This is a genomic window from Arthrobacter sp. FX8 (assembly GCF_026723805.1).
Taxonomy (GTDB): domain Bacteria; phylum Actinomycetota; class Actinomycetes; order Actinomycetales; family Micrococcaceae; genus Arthrobacter.
In genome coordinates this window covers 968,708-987,087 of sequence record NZ_CP113505.1, presented here as the reverse complement: position 1 = coordinate 987,087, position 18,380 = coordinate 968,708, and the positions used below count along the sequence as shown (strand labels likewise).

General features: G+C 66.2%; 14 protein-coding genes, 1 tRNA gene and 4 pseudogenes. 4 read left to right on the top strand and 15 right to left on the bottom strand.

The features are described from left to right. Nucleotides 1-41: 41 nt before the first annotated feature. The 5 genes and pseudogenes from OUO20_RS04540 to gcvH all read right to left on the bottom strand — a co-directional run bounded on the left by OUO20_RS04540 (nt 42) and on the right by gcvH (nt 3,129). The gene (locus OUO20_RS04540; RefSeq protein ID WP_018763528.1) at nt 42-635 is read right to left on the bottom strand and encodes a MerR family transcriptional regulator; all 594 of its coding nucleotides are present in this window, start codon (nt 633-635) and stop codon (nt 42-44) included. Between the two features lie 233 nt (nt 636-868). Next, a complete protein-coding gene (locus tag OUO20_RS04535) occupies nt 869-1,372 on the bottom strand; it encodes a bifunctional nuclease family protein (RefSeq protein WP_018771495.1) in 504 nt (167 codons plus the stop codon). Next, nucleotides 1,372-2,087, bottom strand: a pseudogene (ftsR, locus tag OUO20_RS04530) (transcriptional regulator FtsR). Before ftsR ends, OUO20_RS04535 begins: the two are co-directional and overlap by 1 nt. A 23-nt stretch (nt 2,088-2,110) precedes the next feature. Next, a complete protein-coding gene (locus OUO20_RS04525; protein ID WP_018771493.1) occupies nt 2,111-2,587 on the bottom strand; it encodes an FHA domain-containing protein in 477 nt (158 codons plus the stop codon). Nucleotides 2,588-2,742: 155 nt separating this feature from the next. After that, nucleotides 2,743-3,129, bottom strand: a complete 387-nt coding sequence (gene gcvH / locus OUO20_RS04520; RefSeq protein ID WP_018763524.1) for a glycine cleavage system protein GcvH — start codon at nt 3,127-3,129, stop codon at nt 2,743-2,745. 168 nt (nt 3,130-3,297) lie between these two features. Here gcvH and OUO20_RS04515 point away from each other — a divergent pair. Together OUO20_RS04515 and OUO20_RS04510 are read left to right on the top strand one after the other, a co-directional pair. Then, nucleotides 3,298-4,166, top strand: a pseudogene (locus tag OUO20_RS04515) (Fpg/Nei family DNA glycosylase). Between the two features lie 152 nt (nt 4,167-4,318). Further along, nucleotides 4,319-6,100 carry a polysaccharide deacetylase family protein gene (locus OUO20_RS04510; protein WP_268002912.1) on the top strand — a complete coding sequence of 594 codons (1,782 nt, stop codon included), beginning with the start codon at nt 4,319-4,321 and terminating at the stop codon, nt 6,098-6,100. A gap of 74 nt (nt 6,101-6,174) precedes the next feature. Here the strand turns inward: OUO20_RS04510 and OUO20_RS04505 are convergent. From OUO20_RS04505 to OUO20_RS04460, 10 genes and pseudogenes are all read right to left on the bottom strand, one after another. Then, nucleotides 6,175-6,251: transfer RNA gene (locus tag OUO20_RS04505), tRNA-Pro, on the bottom strand. Nucleotides 6,252-6,387: 136 nt separating this feature from the next. After that, nucleotides 6,388-7,935, bottom strand: a complete 1,548-nt coding sequence (der, locus tag OUO20_RS04500) for a ribosome biogenesis GTPase Der (protein ID WP_018772027.1) — start codon at nt 7,933-7,935, stop codon at nt 6,388-6,390. 10 nt (nt 7,936-7,945) lie between these two features. Continuing rightward, nucleotides 7,946-8,624 (bottom strand): annotated as a pseudogene (locus tag OUO20_RS04495) (lysophospholipid acyltransferase family protein). Nucleotides 8,625-8,655: 31 nt separating this feature from the next. Then, a complete protein-coding gene (cmk, locus tag OUO20_RS04490; protein WP_018772025.1) occupies nt 8,656-9,369 on the bottom strand; it encodes a (d)CMP kinase in 714 nt (237 codons plus the stop codon). Further along, entirely contained in the window at nt 9,369-10,478 is a 1,110-nt protein-coding gene (locus tag OUO20_RS04485) for a prephenate dehydrogenase (protein ID WP_134164415.1), read from the bottom strand. The genes cmk and OUO20_RS04485 overlap by 1 nt, the downstream gene beginning before the upstream one ends. Before the next feature lie 3 nt (nt 10,479-10,481). After that, nucleotides 10,482-11,690, bottom strand: coding sequence for a pseudouridine synthase (locus OUO20_RS04480; protein WP_018772023.1), 1,209 nt, complete (start codon nt 11,688-11,690; stop codon nt 10,482-10,484). A gap of 137 nt (nt 11,691-11,827) precedes the next feature. Beyond that, on the bottom strand, nt 11,828-12,553 hold the full coding sequence (gene scpB / locus OUO20_RS04475; RefSeq protein WP_442781113.1) for an SMC-Scp complex subunit ScpB: 726 nt from the start codon (nt 12,551-12,553) through the stop codon (nt 11,828-11,830). Beyond that, nucleotides 12,550-13,365, bottom strand: coding sequence for a segregation and condensation protein A (locus OUO20_RS04470; RefSeq protein WP_018772021.1), 816 nt, complete (start codon nt 13,363-13,365; stop codon nt 12,550-12,552). Before OUO20_RS04470 ends, scpB begins: the two co-directional genes overlap by 4 nt. 7 nt (nt 13,366-13,372) lie before the next feature. Next, on the bottom strand, nt 13,373-14,272 hold the full coding sequence (locus OUO20_RS04465) for a ParA family protein (protein WP_026266195.1): 900 nt from the start codon (nt 14,270-14,272) through the stop codon (nt 13,373-13,375). A 243-nt stretch (nt 14,273-14,515) separates the two neighbouring features. Continuing rightward, nucleotides 14,516-15,862 carry a C4-dicarboxylate transporter DctA gene (locus tag OUO20_RS04460; protein ID WP_018772019.1) on the bottom strand — a complete coding sequence of 449 codons (1,347 nt, stop codon included), beginning with the start codon at nt 15,860-15,862 and terminating at the stop codon, nt 14,516-14,518. A 158-nt stretch (nt 15,863-16,020) separates the two neighbouring features. Between OUO20_RS04460 and OUO20_RS04455 the strand changes: the two genes are divergently transcribed. After that, nucleotides 16,021-17,655 (top strand): sensor histidine kinase, encoded by a 1,635-nt coding sequence (locus OUO20_RS04455; RefSeq protein WP_268002911.1) that lies wholly within the window; start codon nt 16,021-16,023, stop codon nt 17,653-17,655. Continuing rightward, a pseudogene (locus OUO20_RS04450) lies at nt 17,652-18,364 on the top strand (response regulator). The gene OUO20_RS04455 and the pseudogene OUO20_RS04450 overlap by 4 nt, the downstream one beginning before the upstream one ends. The last annotated feature ends 16 nt before the right edge of the window (nt 18,365-18,380 follow it).

Here is an 18,380-nt window from a genome sequence, read left to right as displayed (position 1 = left end):
CAACTGGAGGGCCGCCCTGATTGTTTACGTGTAAGAACCGGTCAGCTGATCTTCCGGGCAGCGCGCCGTTTGCTCAGTTCATCGTCCGGAAAGGACTGCTCGGCGGCATGCTCGCTGGGCAGGGACGCGAGGCTGCCTTCCACCTCGCGCCAGACGCGTCCCACGGCAATGCCGAAAACGCCTTGGCCGCCCTGCACCAAATCAATGACTTCGTCCGCGGACGTGCACTCGTAGACACTGGCGCCGTCGCTCATGAGCGTGATCTGGGCCAGGTCCTCGACGCCGCGTTCCCGGAGGTGTTCAACGGCGGTGCGGATCTGCTGAAGGGAAACGCCGGTGTCGAGGAGCCGCTTGACCACCTTGAGCACCAGGATGTCCCTGAATCCGTACAACCGCTGGGAGCCGGATCCTGCCGCGCCGCGGACGGCCGGCTCAACCAGGCCCGTCCGGGCCCAGTAATCGAGCTGGCGGTAAGTAATGCCTGCTGCCTTGCAGGCCGTAGGACCGCGGTAGCCGGCGTCCTCGTCCAGTACGGGAAGGTCCTCGGTGAACAGGAGGCCCTGGGCACCGCTCACGGGCACAGCAACACCAGCCGTGGGCTGTTTCAGCCCGCCTGCTTCGCCTTTGGGACTCACCTGGATCCTCCTTGTCGTACGCTCCCGGGAACTTGTAACGGCAAGCCTTGGCATGAAGACCATGCGTGTAATTATTCCGCGGGGCGCACTTTCCAGTGTGACTTGCGCGGCTGCCGTAAGCAAGGGAACTTGATACTTCGACGTTAGGCCCGGCAGGTCCCCAGGTCAAAGACCTTCGGGGGTTGGAAGAGGCGTGTCGAAACTTTCAGGTTTAACTTAACCTTAACGTGACCTTAGCCGTCGAAATCCTCAGGTTCCACATCGTCAAGGAACTCACGGAAGCGGCGCAGTTCGCGCTCCTCATCCACGGTGGGGCCGGGCTCTGTATCCTCGCCTTCGTCGTGCTCAGTGATGCGGACGCCGGCCTCATCCATCACGGAGTCGGCGCACCAGATCCGGCACTTGGCGCGGAGCGCCACCGCAAGGGCATCAGACGCCCGCGAGCTCACCGTGGTCCCATTTTCGAACTGCAGCTGCCCGTAGAAGATGTTGTCCTCCACCGCGACGATGTTGACACTGACCACTGAGTGGCCCAGGGACTCCACGACGTCCACCAGGAGATCATGGGTCATGGGCCGGGGCGGGACCACACCCTGCTGGGCAAGGGCGATGGCGCTGGCTTCCGGGGTGCCGATCCAAATGGGGACGTGGCGTTCGCCGTGCATCTCCTTGAGCAGGACCAGCGGCTGGTTTGAAGGCAGTTCGATGCGAACGCCTACAATCTCGACTTCAATCATCAGATGTCCATGCGTGAGATGTGGTCCTGCACCAGGGCCCGGTGCAGGGTGAGGCAAAGATCGCTGATCTCGCGGGCCGCCTCTGCCGCGCGCGCCTGTGATGCAGAGTCCTTGCGCGAGGCAAGCGGCGCCACAGCGCGTTCCACCAGGCCGAATTCCCGTTCGGCCGCGGCCTGGAAAGGCCGCAGGTGCCTTGGTTCCAGCCCGTGGCTTTCCAGCTGGACGCACGCGCGGGCCACCTGGAGGGCATGTTCGTCGAACTGGCCGTTGCTGTGGCTGATGAGGCCGAAGCTCAGGAGCGACTGCAGCAGGGGCACGCTGGCGCCGGATTCGGTGCGGAGCTGTTCCTCGCTCAGTTTCCGGCCGCGGTTCTGAAGTTCGGCGGCCAGCTCGTCGGAGACTATGCGCGGGGAAACCACGACGCCGGGAGGCAGGTTCTCCGGCCGTTCCCCCTGTCAATGGCGTCAAGGTAGTCCTTGATGACTTTCAGGGGCAGGTACTGGTCCCGCTGCAGGGCCAGTACAAAGCGCAGCCGCTCCACGTCACCGTCGGAATACTGGCGGTAGCCGGCAGGGGTGCGGCGTGGGTTGATCAGTCCCTTTTCCTCAAGGAACCGGATCTTCGACGCGGTCATGCCAGGGAAGTCGGCGCTCAGCTGGGCGAGAACTTCGCCAATGTTCAGGACCTGGGGGCCCCGGCGTTCCGGTTGTGCCATTGCCACAGGCAGCGGTCCCCGGGTCAGCTGCGGCCTGCAGCCGTGGCAGGGCTCAGGTAGAAGGTGAGGCGGAATTTGCCGATCTGGACTTCGCTGCCGGACCTCAGCTCCACGCGGTCCACGCGGTCGTGGTTGACGTAGGTGCCGTTGAGGCTGTTCATGTCCACGACTTCGAAGCTGCGTGCCGTGCGCCGGAATTCGACATGGCGGCGCGAAACCGTGACATCGTCCAGGAAGATGTCCGCGTCCGGGTGGCGCCCCGCGGTGGTCACGTCCGAATCCAGCAGGAACCGGGCGCCGGCATTCGGCCCGCTGTGGGCCACGAGGAGCGCGGAACCGGCGGGCAGGGCTTCCACCGAGTTGCGCTCTTCCGAGGACAGCCTGGGCGCGATGGTGGGTTCATCGGTGATGGGGGTCAGATGGATCGAGGTGGTCTCCGACGCCTTAGCCGCACCCGTGCCGTAATCCCCATCGGCAGGGTTGTGTCTGTGGCCAGCCATGGATTCCTCCTCTGTGACGCTGCAGGCGCAAACCTGCAGCCAACGTTTGCTCTCCGGCCCTGCCAGCAGGTCCGGCGCCGGCTCCCGATCCGGGGGCTGACGTGCGAAGACGCTTTGCCTGCGGCGCGGGGCCGGACCGGAATTACCGGTTAGCTTTAGCCTACCTGTTGTTCGTACTCGGATGCACTGAGCAGGGACTCAACTGCATCCGGTTCGGCGAGTTTGACCTCGATGAGCCAGCCGTCACCGTAGGGATCGGTGTTGATCAGGGCCGAATCGCTGTCCAGGGAGTCGTTCCGGGCCACCACTTCGCCGGAAACGGGTGCGTAGATGTCGCTCACGCTCTTGGTCGACTCGACCTCGCCCACCACTTCGTTCGCCGTAATCTTCGTGCCGACTTCGGGCATCTGGGCGTAGACGACATCTCCAAGGGCGTCCTGGGCAAAGTCGGTGATTCCCACGCGGACCACGCCGTCGGCATTCGGGGCCGTGACCCACTCGTGTTCGGCGGTGTAGGACAGGTCTTCGGGAATGTTGCTCATGGGTGGCCTTTCATCGGGGTACGCGCCAATGTCAAAAAGGGGCCCGTAAAACGGGCCGCCGCTGAAAGTATAGGCATAACTGCCGGGGCCGGCGCGGGCGTTTCTGACAAGATGGGACCCATGAGTGCAAGCACCGGTTCAGCATGCCGGGGACAGGAAAGGTAGGCCATGCCGGAACTGCCTGAAGTCGCCGGTCTGGCCGCGTTCCTTGATGAACAGCTGCGGGGCTGCGTTGTAGCGAAACTCCAGATTGTCTCGTTTGCCGTGCTCAAGACGGCCGATCCGCCGTTCAACGCCATCGAGGGCCGCACCGTGTCCGGTGTCCGCCGGTTCGGAAAGTTCATCAGCATTGACACGGACGGCATTTCCCTGGTGTTCCATTTGACGCGCGCGGGCTGGGTGCGCTTCACGGACTCCCCGCCGACAGCCAGCTCAGGATGGGCAAGGGCCTCATCGCAGTGCGGGCTGCTTTCTCCGGTCCCGACGGGCCGCGCGGGCTGGACCTGACGGAAGCGGGCACCAAGAAAAGCCTGGCCGTCTACGTCGTGCGGGATCCGCAGGACGTGCCGGGCATCGCCACGTTGGGCCCGGATCCGTTTACCGAGGCGTTCGACGCCGACATGCTGGCTGCGATCCTGGCCGGCAGTTCGCAGCAGGTCAAGGGACTGCTGCGCAGCCAAAGCGTGATCGCCGGCATCGGCAACGCTTACAGCGACGAGATCCTCCATGCCGCCCGGGTCTCTCCGTTCGCCATCGCCAAATCCCTGGACCGGGAGACGGTGCAGGTGCTGTACGACGCCATCCACAGCGTGCTGGGCGAGGCGCTGGCCGAAGCAGCCGGCAAGCCGCCCAAGGACCTCAAGGACGTCAAACGCAGCCACATGCGGGTTCACGCCCGGACCGGACAGCCCTGCCCCGTCTGCGGCGACACGGTACGGGAAGTCTCATTCGCGGACACTGCCCTTCAGTACTGCCCCACCTGCCAGACCAAAGGCAAGATCCTGGCCGACCGCAGGACTTCGAAGTTCCTGAAGTAGGAAGATCCGGCACCCAAGGCATCCCGCGGCTGCGGACGGTGTCGCGGGTGACCGGATTGCGGTTCGGGACCTCTGGCCCTGCCCCGGAACACCCCTGGGGCGTAGCGTCTTGACCAAGGCTCGCATGTCTCGGTCACCACGAAGGGGTCACAATGCGCAGGTCCCGCCCCACAGTCATCGGAATGGCCTTGGCCCTCGCCCTCGGCGGTGGTCTCGGGGGCACGGCCCTGGTGCCCGCCGCGGCCGCCGTACCAGCGGTGGCGGTGCAGCGGAGCGGTCCGGCGTCGATGGCGGTCCAGCAGGCCGGTGACGACGCGATTGTCCAGCATTACGAGCAGCTCGGCGGCAGCGCATCGTTCCTCGGCACGCCAGTCGGGAGCGCGTACGACATCGCTGGGGGCCGCGCGCAGGATTACACGGCCGGCACCATCTACTGGAGCCCCGGCACCGGAGCCCACGAGGTCCATGGGGCAATCCGCGGACGCTATCTCGCCTTCGGCGGACCCGCAGGCCTCCTGGGCTTCCCACTCACCGACGAGACCGCCACCCCGGGCGCCCCCGGCCGATACAACGACTTCGCCGCAGGATCCATCTACTGGAGCCCCGCCACCGGAGCCCACGAAGTGCACGGGGCAATCCGCGGACGCTATCTCGCCTTCGGCGGACCCGCAGGCCTCCTGGGCTTCCCACTCACCGACGAGACCGCCACCCCGGGCGCCCCCGGCCGATACAACGACTTCGCCGCAGGATCCATCTACTGGAGCCCCGCCACCGGAGCCCACGAAGTGCACGGGGCAATCCGCGGACGCTATCTCGCCTTCGGCGGACCCGCAGGCCTCCTGGGCTTCCCACTCACCGACGAGACCGCCACCCCCGGCGCCCCCGGCCGATACAACGACTTCGCCGCAGGATCCATCTACTGGAGCCCCGCCACCGGAGCCCACGAGGTGCACGGGGCAATCCGCGGACGCTATCTGGAGCTCGGCGGCCCGGCAGGCGTGCTCGGATTCCCGCTGACGGACGAGACAGGCACCCCCGACGGGGTCGGCCGGTACAACCACTTCAGCGGCTCGAATGCCGGCTCGTCGATCTACTGGTCGCCCGCCACCGGAGCCCACGAGGTGTACGGCGCAATCCGGGCCCAGTGGGCGGCCCTCGGCTGGGAGCGCAGCCGGCTCGGCTACCCAACCAGCGGCGAGTACGGCATCACGGGCGGCCGCCGCAATGACTTCCAGCACGGTTCGATCCTGTGGCACTCGGCCAGCGGCAGGATCGAGGTCATCTACACCAGCATCCCGCCGGCGCTCCTGGGCGTGGATCTTGAGCGCATTCCGACTGCGCAGAAGGTTGTCGCGCTCACGTTCGACGCCGGCGCCAACGACGCCGGCCTCCGATCGATCCTCGCCACCCTCGCAGCCAACGGCGTCCCGGGCACGTTTTTCCTCACCGGAGACTGGGTCAACCAGTTCCCCTCCGACCCGGCGCTGATCTACAACGCGGGGCATCGGATCGGCAATCACTCCATGACCCACCCGGACTTTACCGCCCTGACGGACGCCCAGATCACGGCCGAGATCAGCAGCGCGCAGAGGACCATCGAGGCCGCTGGAGGCGACCCGCTCCCGTTCTTCCGCTTCCCGTTCGGCGCCCGCGATTCCCGCACGATTGCAGACGCCAACGCCGCCGGGTACGCGGCGATCCGGTGGACCGTCGACACCTTGGGTTGGCAAGGAACCATGAACGGAACGCGCGGCCCGGGCTTTGTCGTCCAGCGCATCATGGCTTCCGCACAGCCCGGGGAGATTGTCCTGATGCACCTCGGCTCGAACCCCGACGACGGTTCAACGCTCGACGCCGCGGCCCTCCCGCAGGTGATCTCCCAGCTCCGGGCGGCAGGCTACGGCTTCGTCACCCTCGACGCCGCCCTCGGCTAGCTGGGCCACCGACGGGCTGGTCCATATCCCACCAACGCAAAAGCCGCGGAAACCCTAAGGTTTCCGCGGCTTTCTGGTCGGGCTGACAGGATTTGAACCTGCGACCCCTTGACCCCCAGTCAAGTGCGCTACCAAGCTGCGCTACAGCCCGCTGGTTCCGCCGTTCTCCGCTGAACTCAACCCGAGGGTTTTCATCAGCAGTCCGGCCGAACCACCTAGAAGAGCTTACACGATCCGGAGGGGTGCCTGTGACACTTTCCGGTGATCAGCCCCAAGGTGTGTCGCAATTAACGCTTCCGGCCACGCTTCTCGCGCACGCGCATGCTGACCTCAATCGGGGTTCCCTCGAATCCGAAGGTCTCCCGCAGGCGGCGGGTGATGAAACGGCGGTACCCGGGGTCCAGGAATCCCGTGGTGAACAGCACGAATTTGGGCGGGCGGCTGGAGGCCTGGGTGCCAAAGAGGATGCGGGGCTGCTTGCCGCCGCGGACCGGGTGGGGGTGGGCGGCCACGAGCTCACCCAGGAAGGCGTTGAGGCGCCCGGTGGCGATCCGCTTGTCCCAGTTCTCCAGGGCAAGGTCCAGGGCCGGGACCAGGCGGTCCTTGTGCCAGCCGGTCTTTGCCGAAATGTTGACCCGCGGCGCCCATTCCACATGGGCCAGGTCCTGCTCGATCTCGCGCTCCAGGTAACGGCGGCGTTCATCGTCGAGCAGGTCCCACTTGTTGAATGCCAGGACCAGCGCGCGGCCGGACTCGATGGCCAGCTGCAGGATGCGCACGTCCTGTTCGCTGAGGACCTCGTCCACGGCGAGAAGCACGACGGCGACCTCCGCCTTCTCGAGCGCGGCCTGCGTCCGAAGTGAGGCGTAGTAGTCAGCGCCCTGCGCCATGTGCTGGCGGCGGCGGATGCCGGCGGTGTCCACAAAGCGCCAGGTGCGGCCGCCGAGTTCAATGAATTCGTCAACGGGGTCACGCGTGGTTCCTGCGGTGTTGTCCACCACTACGCGCTCGGATCCTGCAAGCTTGTTCAGCAGCGAGGACTTGCCCACGTTGGGGCGGCCGATCAGGGCGATACGGCGCGGGCCGCCTGAGCGGTCCGTTCCCTCGATCGTTGAGTATTCAGGGAGCACGTCCATGACGTGGTCCAGGAGGTCCGCGACACCTCGGCCGTGAAGGGCAGAGACCGGGTAGGGCTCGCCGAAACCGAGGCCCCACAATGCGGCGCTGTCCGCTTCCTGGGCGAAGTCGTCCACCTTGTTGGCCACCATGATGACCGGCTTCTTGCTGCGGCGCAGCATCTTCATGACGCCTTCGTCCGTGGCGGTGGCGCCCACTGCGGAGTCCACCACGAAAAGCACGGCGTCGGCGAGTTCCACGGCCATCTCGGCCTGCTCGGCGACGCGGGCGTGGATGCCGCGGGCGTCGTGCTCCCAGCCGCCGGTGTCCACCAGCGTGAAGTTGCGGCCGTTCCAGTTCGCGGAGTACATGACCCGGTCACGGGTGACGCCCGGGGTGTCCTCCACCACTGCTTCGCGGCGGCCCAGGATGCGGTTCACCAGCGTGGACTTCCCCACGTTTGGCCGGCCGATGATTGCCAGGACGGGATCCAGCTTGACGGGACCGTCAAAGTCCTCGTCGCCGTACTCCCCGCTCAGCAGGGCGGCATCGTCCTCGTCAAGCTCGTAATCCTCCAGGCCGGCCCGGAGGGAGGCGGCACGCAGCTCCGCTTCGTCGTCGCCAATCGCTGCCAGCCGTTCGGCAACCTGGTCGGTGCCGGTGGGAGTGTATTCGTCGTCGGTGCCGGAAGGCCCGGAAGTCTGGGTGGTGTCGCTCATTGCACTGTCCTTAGTGGTCATCTGCCGGCGTCCCCGGCTACTGCTGTCAAGTCGTTGTGGTCAGCGGAAGGCAAAGGCTGCCCGCTGAGTTGGATAGCGTTCTGGACGTGCCCGGCCAGCGCTGCACGGATGTCCTGCGCCGCCCTGTCCATTGAAGCACGCCCGCTTTCACCGGCCCGGCGGGCCAGGGTAAGGGCTGATCCGAAGCTCACGTGGAATCGCCGCCCCGGCCGCGGGACGAAGTCCAGGTGCTCGTCGCCCTGCCGGGTGCCCAGGATGGCCACCGGAACAACCGGTGCCCCGGAGTTCAGCGCCAGCCAGGCCACGCCCCCGTTGATGTCCGCGGCTGCCCCGCTCCCCCGCGTCCCTTCCGGAAGAATCCCAACGCAGCGTCCGGCGTCGAGCACGTCCTTGCAGCGCTGCAGCGCCGCCCGGTCACCCTGCCGGTCCACCGGAAGCTGCCCGGAGGCGGTGAGTACCCGGCCCAGGAAGCCCTGGAACATCTCCTGTTTTACCAGGATGTGCATGGGCCGCGGCGCCGCGCCGAACATGACCGGCCCGTCGAGGAAGCTGATGTGGTTGGCTGCGAAGATCACCGGACCGCCGGTGGGGACGTTGCTCCTGCCCGTCACCGTGGTCCGGTAGACCACGTGGTCCAGGATCCATCCCACCGGCCTGCTCCACGCCATGGTCAGTCGGGTTGGCACACCCGCCCGGGCCTCAGTCACGGTTGAGGACCTTTGTAACGATCACGAGGGCGGCATTAACGGTCTGCTCGAAGTCCAGGTCCGAGGAGTCCAGCGTGACCACGCCGTCTGCCGCCTGGGTGAAGTTCACCACGGTTGAGTCCCTGGCATCCCGGTGGGTCACCTGGGCTGCCAGCTGTTCGGCGTTCTGGGTACCGCCCAGCTGGATGCCGCGCCGGCGGAGGCGGGCTTCCTCGCTTGCGGTGAGGAGCATGCGCACCTCGGCTCCGGGCGCGACGACGGTGGTGATGTCCCGGCCTTCCACCACCATTCGGCGGTGGTGCTTTTCAATCAGGTCCCGCTGCCTGCGGATCAGTTCGGTCCGGGCACCAAGCGTGGTGGCCACGGAGCTGACCGCGGCGGAAATTGCCGGTTCGCGGATGGCATCGGTGACGTCCACGCCGCCTACCCGCACGTATTCCTCCTGGGGGCTGGTGCTCAGTTCCAGCGCAAAGTCCCGGGAGGCCTGTTCCACGGCGGGCGTGTCATCAAGGTCAATCCCCTGGTTTACGCAGTACCAGGTCAGTGCGCGGTACATCGCTCCGGTGTCCAGGTAGGCCAGCCGCAGCCTGCGGGCAACCTCCTTGCTCACGCTGGATTTACCGGAGCCGGACGGTCCGTCGATGGCAACCACCAGCGGCCGGCCGATGCGCAGGGCGCGCATGGTCTCGAGGAGTTCCTGTGTCATTACTGAAGTACCCGCCATCCGCGGTCGTTGAGAGCTTCGATCAGGTGGTCGTGCTTGTTCGGCAACACAGACAATTCCACCATGCCAACGTTCTGTCCGGAGGAATGGTCCAGCCGAAGATCCTCGACGTTCACACCGATTTCACCGATCTCGGTGAGCAGCTGCGCGATCTGGCCGGGCTTGTCATCCACCAGGACGGTGAGCCAGGAGTAAGCCTGCGGCGGGCCGCCGTGCTTGCCGGGAATCCGGGCCTGGCCGGCGTTGCCCTCACTGATCAGCTGTGCCAGGTCCAGCCGGGCTCCCGGTGCCGTGGGCTGTTCCAGGGTTCCGATGAGGCGGTTCAGGTCCTCGCGGACGCCGTAGAGGATCTCCACGACCTTGGCTGCATTCCCGCCGAGGATCTGTACCCAGAGGGTGGGATCGCTCGCGGCAATCCTGGTGACGTCGCGGAGGCCGTTGCCGGCCAGCGACAGGGCGTGCAGTGGCGTTCCCTGGAGGCGGCTGGCCAGCAGGGATGACATGACCTGGGGCAGGTGCGACACCAGGGCCACTGCTTCATCATGTTCGTCCGCCGTGAACTGCGAGACAACCGCTCCAAGATCCGAGGCAAGCGACCGTGCCACTTGCAGGGCAGCGCCGGAGGTCTCCCCGGAGGGGCACAGCACCCAAGGCATGGAGGTGAACAGCTCGCCGCGGGCGGCCACCGGTCCCGATTTTTCCCGCCCGGCCATGGGGTGGGTGCCCACGTACCGGGTGAGGTCGGCACCGAGGCTGCGCAGACGGGCCAGGATGTCAGCCTTGACGCTGGCTATGTCCACCACGACGGCGTCGGGGTAGTCAGCCAGCGCCTGGCACACGACGCCGGCCGTCACGTCCGGCGGGGCGGCAACCACAACCAGTTGCGGTTTGCGGTTGCCCAGCTCGGACAGGGGACGCCCGGCACCGATGTCCACCGCAACCGCCTGGTTGGTGGGTGACGGGTCGGAAAGGAACACAGGTACGCCACGCCCCCGCAGGCCCAGCCCAATGCTGGTGCCCAGCAGTCCGGTACCAATCACCACCACCGGGCCATCCAGGTGGCCGCGGCCCTGGCTTTTGAACGCGGACATGCGTCAGAGTCCTACGGATGCCAGCAGGTGGCCGACTTCCTGCTTGCCCAGGTTGCGGATGCTGCCCTGGCGCTGGTCCCCGAGTCCGATGGGGCCCACCTTGACGCGGACCAGCCGCTGGACCGGGAAGCCGACAGCATCAAAGAGGCGGCGGACAATCCGGTTCTTACCCGAGTGGAGCACAACCTCAATCAGCACGTGGCCCGGGGTGGAGTCCACCAGGCGGAAGGAGTCAACGGACGCGAACCCGTCCTCCAGTTCCACGCCGGCTTTCAGCTGGGCGCCTACGCCCTGCGGGAACGGCCCGCGCACCTGCACCAGGTAGGTCTTGGGAACCTCGTAGGACGGGTGGGTCAGCCTGTTGGCGAGTTCGCCGTCGTTGGTCAGCAGCAGCAGGCCTTCGGTGGCGACGTCGAGCCTTCCCACATGGAAGAGGCGTTCGCCGGTGTTCTTGTTGCTCTTCAGGAAGTCGCTGATGCACGGCCGGCCCTCGGGATCCTCCATGGTGGACACCACGCCCTTGGGCTTGTTGAACACCATGTAGACCAGGTTCTCGTCCAACTGGATCCGCAAGCCGTCAACATGGATGACGGCGGTCTTGGGATCGACGCGCATGCCGAGTTCCGTAACCACCTGGCCGTCCACCTCAACGCGGCCCTCGGCGATCATTTCTTCGCAGACGCGCCGGGATGCGACTCCGGCGGACGCCATTACTTTCTGGAGGCGCACGCCGTCTGCATCATGGAGTTCGGACTGCGGAACGTTGCCGCGGGGGCCCTTCTTCCGGCCGGGCTTGCGGACCGGACCCAGGTTCTGGCCGAAGCGTTCGCTGCCGAATGCACGGGAAGCGGCTGTCCCGGGTGCACCGGTACGCGGCTTGGGCTTGAGGGCACCGGGAGTTCCGGGAGCCTTCTTGGCGCCGGGCTTGCGTGCCGCGGGCTTGCGCGACGACGGCTTGGCGCCCCGGGCGCCCTCCGATGCCCGTGCCTGCTGGTCCCCCGCCAGATCGGGGTCGATGAAGCGTTCCTCGCGCGGCTTGGGGGCGCGGTGGGGCCGGTCCCCGCCGAATCCTGCTGCCCGCTTGGCTGTTCCGCCGCGGGAACCGCCGCTGAAGCCGCCGCCCTGTGCGCTGCGCTGCTGGGAGTTGTTGCGCTCGTTGCCGCCGCGTCCCGAACTGTTACGTGGTGAACCCTGGCGTCCCGCCTGTGTCATGACCCGTCCTTCAATGTGTTTTGGCCGGCAGAGATGTCCAAGGACAACCCTAGCCAGCCGCGCAGACTTCGTCTGCCCTGATAAAAAACCTGATAAACAAACTGCTCATGAGACCGCTGCCGGCAGAAGGGTCCTGCCTACATGGTCCCGGCGTCGTAGAACTCTGCGATCCCGTCGAGCCCCGGAAGGTGCGGCGACAGCTGGGGCAGGTCCTCCACTGAACTGATTCCCATCCGTTCAAGGAAATAGGAGGTGGTCCCGTAGAGGATTGCGCCGGACTCGGGATCCGTTCCCGCGTCCTCGATCAGCCCGCGCTGGGCAAGCGTCCGTACGACGGAATCAACATTGACACCGCGAATTGCAGACACCCGGGCCCGGGAAACGGGCTGGCGGTACGCGATGACTGCCAGCGTTTCCAACGCCGCCTGGGTAAGCCTGGCGGTCTGCCCCTCAAGCACATATTTGCCGACAATGTCGGCAAACTCCGTGCGCGAGTAGATCCGCCAGCCACCGGCGATGTTCCGCAATTCAAAACCCCGGGGGCTGGAACCAATGCCAGCGTGGCTGGCATCCTCCATCTCCGGGGCTTTAACAGTATAGCCGTTATACTCACGCTGCAGTTCTGCCAGCAGGGAGCGGACCGCTGTCACCGTCAGGCCTACCCCGGCTGCCAGCTCTTCCTCCGCGGCGGGTTGGTCCAGGACCATGAGCACCGCTTCGAGGGCAGCCTTGGCACCGCCGGGGAGGTCGTCGAAGTCCGGGCCGTGGTCCGCGTCCTCCCGTGGCGCCGTGTCCTCCGGCTTCCCTGTGTCCTCAAGCATTGCCCCGCCTTCCACGGCCAGGTCCTGCGGCTTGGAATTCACGCCTGCTCCTCATACTCTTCGCTCAGGTTTTCCGCCGACCAGTCGCGGCCTTCGGCTGTCCAGTGGATGGCAAGCTCGGACAGCGGGGACAGCTGGTCGAACGACACGGCCCGGTCCCGGAACAGTTCCAGGAGCGCCAGGAAGCGGGCCACCACCACCAGGGTGGAATCGGCGTCGGCAATCAGGGAACGGAAGGTCTGGGGCGACTCCTGTTGCAGGCGAAGCCCCATCATCCGGGCCTGTTCCTTGACGCTGACGTTGCTCCCATGCAGGTGGCCGAGTGCCACTTGCGGCGGCTGGGCGGGCGCTTTGGGCCGGAGCGCGGCCTCGGCCAGCGCGGCGAACTGTTGCGGCGTGTGTTTCCACACCAGTTCAGGGAGCATCGACGCGAAGTGCTCCTCCAGGGCCACCTGGCGTGGAAAGCGCCGGCCTTCCTGGTGCAGGGTTTCGCCCAGGATTCCTGCCACCTGCTTGAAAGCCTTGTACTGCAGCAGCCGGGCAAAGAGGAGGTCCCGCGCCTCCAGAAGGGCGATGTCCTCGTCGTCCTCCACCTCACCCGCGGGAAGGAGCCGTGCCGCCTTGAGGTCAAGCAGCGTGGCGGCGATCACCAGGAATTCGCTCGCCTCGTCCAGGGCCCACTCTTCACCGAGCCGCTGCAGTTTACGGATGTACTTGATGAACTCATCCGTGACGGTGGCAATGGCCACTTCTGTAATGTCCAGCTGGTGTTTGGCGATCAGCCCCAGAAGGAGGTCGAAGGGACCCGTGAAGTTGGCCAGCCGCACCTCGAAGCCGGGTTTGGATTCGGCCACGGCGTGGTTAGGGTGCGCCGCCGCGGGAGATCAGCTCCTTTGCCAGCCGGCGGTAGGCGTCGGCGCCCACGTGGTTTCCGGCGTAGCTGGTGATGGGCTCCGCGGCCACGGTAGCGTCTGCGAACTTGATGGAGCGCTTGATGACAGTTTCGAAGACCTTGTCGCCGAACGCCTCCACCAGGCGGGTGATCACTTCGCGGCTGTGCAGTGTCCTTGCGTCGTACATGGTGGCCAGTACGCCGTCCACCTGAAGGCGAGGATTCAGCCGGTCCTGGACCTTGTCGATGGTTTCGACCAGCAGCGCCACGGCGCGGAGGGCGAAGAACTCGCAAATGAGCGGGATGATGACGCCGTGGGCTGCCGTGAGGGCGTTGACGGTCAGGAGGCCCAGGGAGGGCTGGCAGTCGATGAGGACGACGTCGTAATCGTCTTCGACTTTCTTGAGCGCACGGTCCAGGACCTGTTCGCGCGCCACCTCGTTGACCAGCTGGACTTCCGCGGCGGAGAGGTCGATGTTGGCGGGCAGCAGGTCGACGTTCTCGACGCCCGTGTGGTGGATGGCGTCACGGATATCCACCTTGCGGTCCATCAGGACGTTGTACACCGTGAGGTCCAGCTCATGCGGGTTGACACCAAGGCCGGCGGAGAGCGCGCCCTGGGGGTCGAAGTCCACCAGGAGGACGCGGCGGCCGTACTCGGCGAGCGCCGCGGCGAGGTTGATGGTGGAGGTAGTCTTCCCCACGCCGCCCTTTTGGTTGACCATGGCGATGACGCGGGCCGGACCGTGGGAGGACAGCGGCGCGGGTTCCGGGAACTCCCGGTATGGGCGCCCGGTGGGCCCCATCACCGCGTTTTCCAGGTCGAATTCCGTGCCCTCCAGAGTTGCTGAACCCTGTTCGCTGCTCACGTATCTGTCCACACTTTCGATGACGGTGATTTCCTGCCGCTGGCTCACCAGCGCCGTTCGTTCTGCTCCCTAGGTTACAGCGCCCGACACGGCATTCGACGGAACTTGACTTTCCGCGAATGTTGAGCCTTGACCCTCTAGCTGAGGTCGAAGGTTGCACTGCCGGGGAACGCTGCCGGGGAACGCAGGACCGCCCCCGCAGCATGGCTGCGGGGGCGGTCTCGTGGGGTGTCCTGGCGGTGGCTAGGCCTTGGCAGCCTCGCGGGCGCCCTCTTCCTTGGGTGCCATTTCGCCGTGATGGTGGACCATCATGGTTGCCTCGTCGAAAGGTTCTTCGCCGGACAGCACCCGGCCAACCTGGCCGCCGTCGATCTCCTTGACCCAGGTGCCGATCAGGACGGTGGCCACCGCGTTGCCCGTGAAGTTGGTCAGGGCGCGGGCCTCGGACATGAACCGGTCGATGCCGACGATCATGCCCACGCCGCCGAGCAGTTCGGGCTTGTGTGCCTGCAGGCCGGCCGCGAGGGTTGCAAGGCCGGCACCGGTCACACCGGCGGCACCCTTGGAGGCGATGATCATGAACACCAGCAGGGAGATCTGGGCGCCGAGGTCCAGCGGGGTGCCCATGGCGTTGGCCACGAACAGGGACGCCATGGTCAGGTAGATGGCGGTTCCGTCCAGGTTGAAGGAGTAGCCGGTGGGAACGGTGACGCCGACGACCGGCTTGGAGACGCCGAGGTGTTCCATCTTGGCGATCAGCCGCGGCAGTGCCGCTTCCGAGGACGACGTGGAGAAGATGATGAGGTACTCACGGGCCAGGTACTTCATCAGCTTGAAGATGTTGACGCCGGCAACCACCTGGAGCAGGCCGCCCAGGATCACCACGATGAACAGTGCGCAGGTGATGTAGAAGGCGATCATCAGGGTGAACATGCTGACGATGGCCTGCACGCCGGTTGCGCCCACGACGGCGGCGATGGCACCGAAGGCACCTACCGGAGCGAGCCACATGATCATGATGAGGATGCGGAACACCAGTGCCTGGCCGTAGCCGACAGCCTTGAGGATCGGGGCACCCTGGGCGCCCATCTTCTGCAGCGCGAAGCCAACCAGGATGGCTGCCAGCAGGGTGGGCAGCACGGGGACGTCACTGGGGATGATGCCCAGCAGGAAGTCCACGGTGCTGTCGGTCGCCGCCTTCTTGTTGGGGTCGTACGGCGTCAGCTTCAGGCCCTCGCCGGGGTGGATGATGTTGCCTACCACCAGGCCGATGGCCAGGGCGAAGGTTGACATGATGATGAAGTAGCCCAGTGCCAGGCCGCCGACCTTGCCGACGGTGGCTGCCTTGGCGATGGAGCCGATGCCCAGGACGATGGTGCAGAAAATGACCGGTGCGATCATCATCTTGATGAGCTTGACGAAGCCGTCGCCCAGGGGCTTGAGGGACTTGCCCACCTCCGGGAACAGCAGGCCCACCACCGCGCCGAGGACGACGGCCGCGATAACTGCGATGTAGAGGTAGTGGGACTTGTCCAGTCCCTTGCGCCGCGGGGTCGCGGTCTCGAGCGACTCTCCTCGTTGAGAAGCCATGATGTGTCTCCTTGTGGATATTCTGATAGACGTTGCGGCGCAGTCTCTGGGCTCAACACGTCCGTCCAATGTGATATCCATCATTGGGCACCCCGTGATCCAGCTCACCGTTGCGTTCATATTGGTCGCGGTATCGGCAGTGTCCAAGGGAGGCAGGCATGATCCACCGCTGGAGTATCGCCCGCCGGCTCTTCCTGGCGAACCTGCTGATCGTCGTGTCGTTTATCGCCATCGTGGGAACGGCCGCCTACGTGGACGCGCGGGACCGGACGTATGACGAAGCGGGCCGCCGGATGGAAGGCGTGGCTGCCTCCATCGCCGCCAATCCCCTGGTGCTCCAGGCTGCTGCCACGCCGGACCCGTCCACCGTCCTGCAGCCGTATGCCAAAGACGTCACCACCGCGGCCCACGTGGACTTCATCACGATCATGGCGCCGGACCGTACCCGCTGGACCCACCCGCGGGACGAGGAGCTGGGCCGGCCCTACATCGGCTCCATCGATGAAGCACTCCGCGGCCACACCTACACCGAAGTGACGGCAGGTACGCTGGGCCCGTCAGTGCGGACCATTGTTCCGGTCAAGGATTCTGCGGGGACAGTCAAGGCCCTCGTAGCGGTGGGTGTTACCGTCCGCAGCGTCGATATCGCCTTTGCCGGGCGCCTTCCCGTCCTGCTGGCCGTCGGCATGGCCCTCCTGGTGGGCGGTTCACTGGCGTCGTGGCTGCTGGGCAGGTACCTGCGGCGGGTTACCCGGGGCTGGGGTCCCGAACAGCTGGCACAGCTGTTCGCCTACTACGAGTCGGTGCTGCACTCGGTCCGGGAAGGGCTGATCCTGATCGATGCCCGGAAGCGCGTGGTGATGTACAACGACCAGGCTGCCGAGCTGCTGGGCCTGGCCGACACCGGCAACAATGACCCCACCCGGCCCCCATCGCTGGCAGACCTTCCCCTGGACGACGAACTGCGCAGCCTGTTCGAGTCCGGGCGGACCACCAAGGACGAGATGGTCCTGACCGGCTCCCGCGTGCTGGTGGTCAACCAGGGGCCGGCCCGGGGTCCCGAGGCCCGGGGCACCCGCGGGAAGGTCCCCGTCTACGGGACCGTGGCCACCCTCAGGGACCGGACAGAAATCGAAGCGCTGGGCAACGAACTGCAGACCATGCGCACCCTTTCCGACGCGCTGCGCGCCCAGACCCACGAGCACGCCAACCGGCTGCACACCTTGGTTTCGCTCCTGGAACTCGGCCGGACCAGGGAAGCCCTGGACTTTGCAACCCAGGACCTGGCCCTGAGCCAGCAGCTGACAGATGACATGGTGAGTTCGATCGATGAACCGGTGGTGGGCGCCCTGCTCATGGGAAAGGTGGCCGAGGCCCACGAACGCGGCGTCCAGCTGGATCTCTCCACCCTGGGCTCCGGCACGGCACCCGGGGTGGCCGTCCAGGACCTGGTGACGATCCTGGGCAACCTGCTGGACAATGCCATCGATGCCGCCGCCGATGCACCCCCTCCGCGGAGGGTGGTGCTGACGCTGGAGGCCGATGAAGAAGGCCTGGACATCGCCGTCAACGATTCCGGAACGCCCATCGACCCCACCGATGCGGAAAAGATCTTCAGGCACGGATTCAGCACCAAGCCTGCGGGGGCCGGGGGCCGGGGCATCGGCCTGGCCCTGGTGCGGCAGGCGGTGCAGCGTTTGGGCGGTACGCTGGCCATCAACGGCCGGCGCGGCGCCAAGTTCGAAGTATTCCTGCCTGCAGCGGTGTCCGCGGAGAAGGAGCACAGACAGTGAGCAACATCCGGGTCCTCGTCGTCGAAGATGAGGCCATCGCTTCGGCAGCGCACGCGGCCTACGTGGGGAGGCTGGAAGGATTCGAGCTCGCCGGGACAGCCCCCGACGGCCAGTCGGCCCTGCGGCTGCTGAACGAATTCGTGGCCGCGGGAGAGCCCGTTGAACTGGTCCTGCTGGACATGAACCTGCCCGACCTGCACGGCCTGGACATCGCCCGCCGGATGCGTTCGGCGGGGATCCTGGCGGACATCATCGCGATCACCGCCGTCCGCGAACTGGCGATCGTCCGCAGCGCCGTGGCAATCGGCGTGGTCCAGTACCTGATCAAGCCCTTCACGTTCGCCACGTTCTCCGACAAGCTGGAAAATTACCGCCAGTTCCGGCAGCAGTTGGCCGGTTCCGGCGGTGGCCCCGGCAAGGGGGCGCCTCGCAAAGCGAAGTGGACCAGGCCTTTGCCAGCCTCCGGGCGCCATCCGAACTCCCGCTGCCCAAGGGACTCTCAACCTCGACGCTCGGATCCGTCCAGGAGTTCCTCCGGGGGCAGCCCGAAGCAGTGTCCGCCACGGAGGTCATGGACGCCCTGGGGATGTCGCGCGTGACGGCTCGGCGCTACCTTGAGTACCTGGCCGATGCGGGAACAGTTTCCCGGACCGCCCGCTACGGCACCCCCGGCAGGCCGGAGAACGAATACCGCTGGAACACCCGCTGAGCTGCTCGGGGTTGGA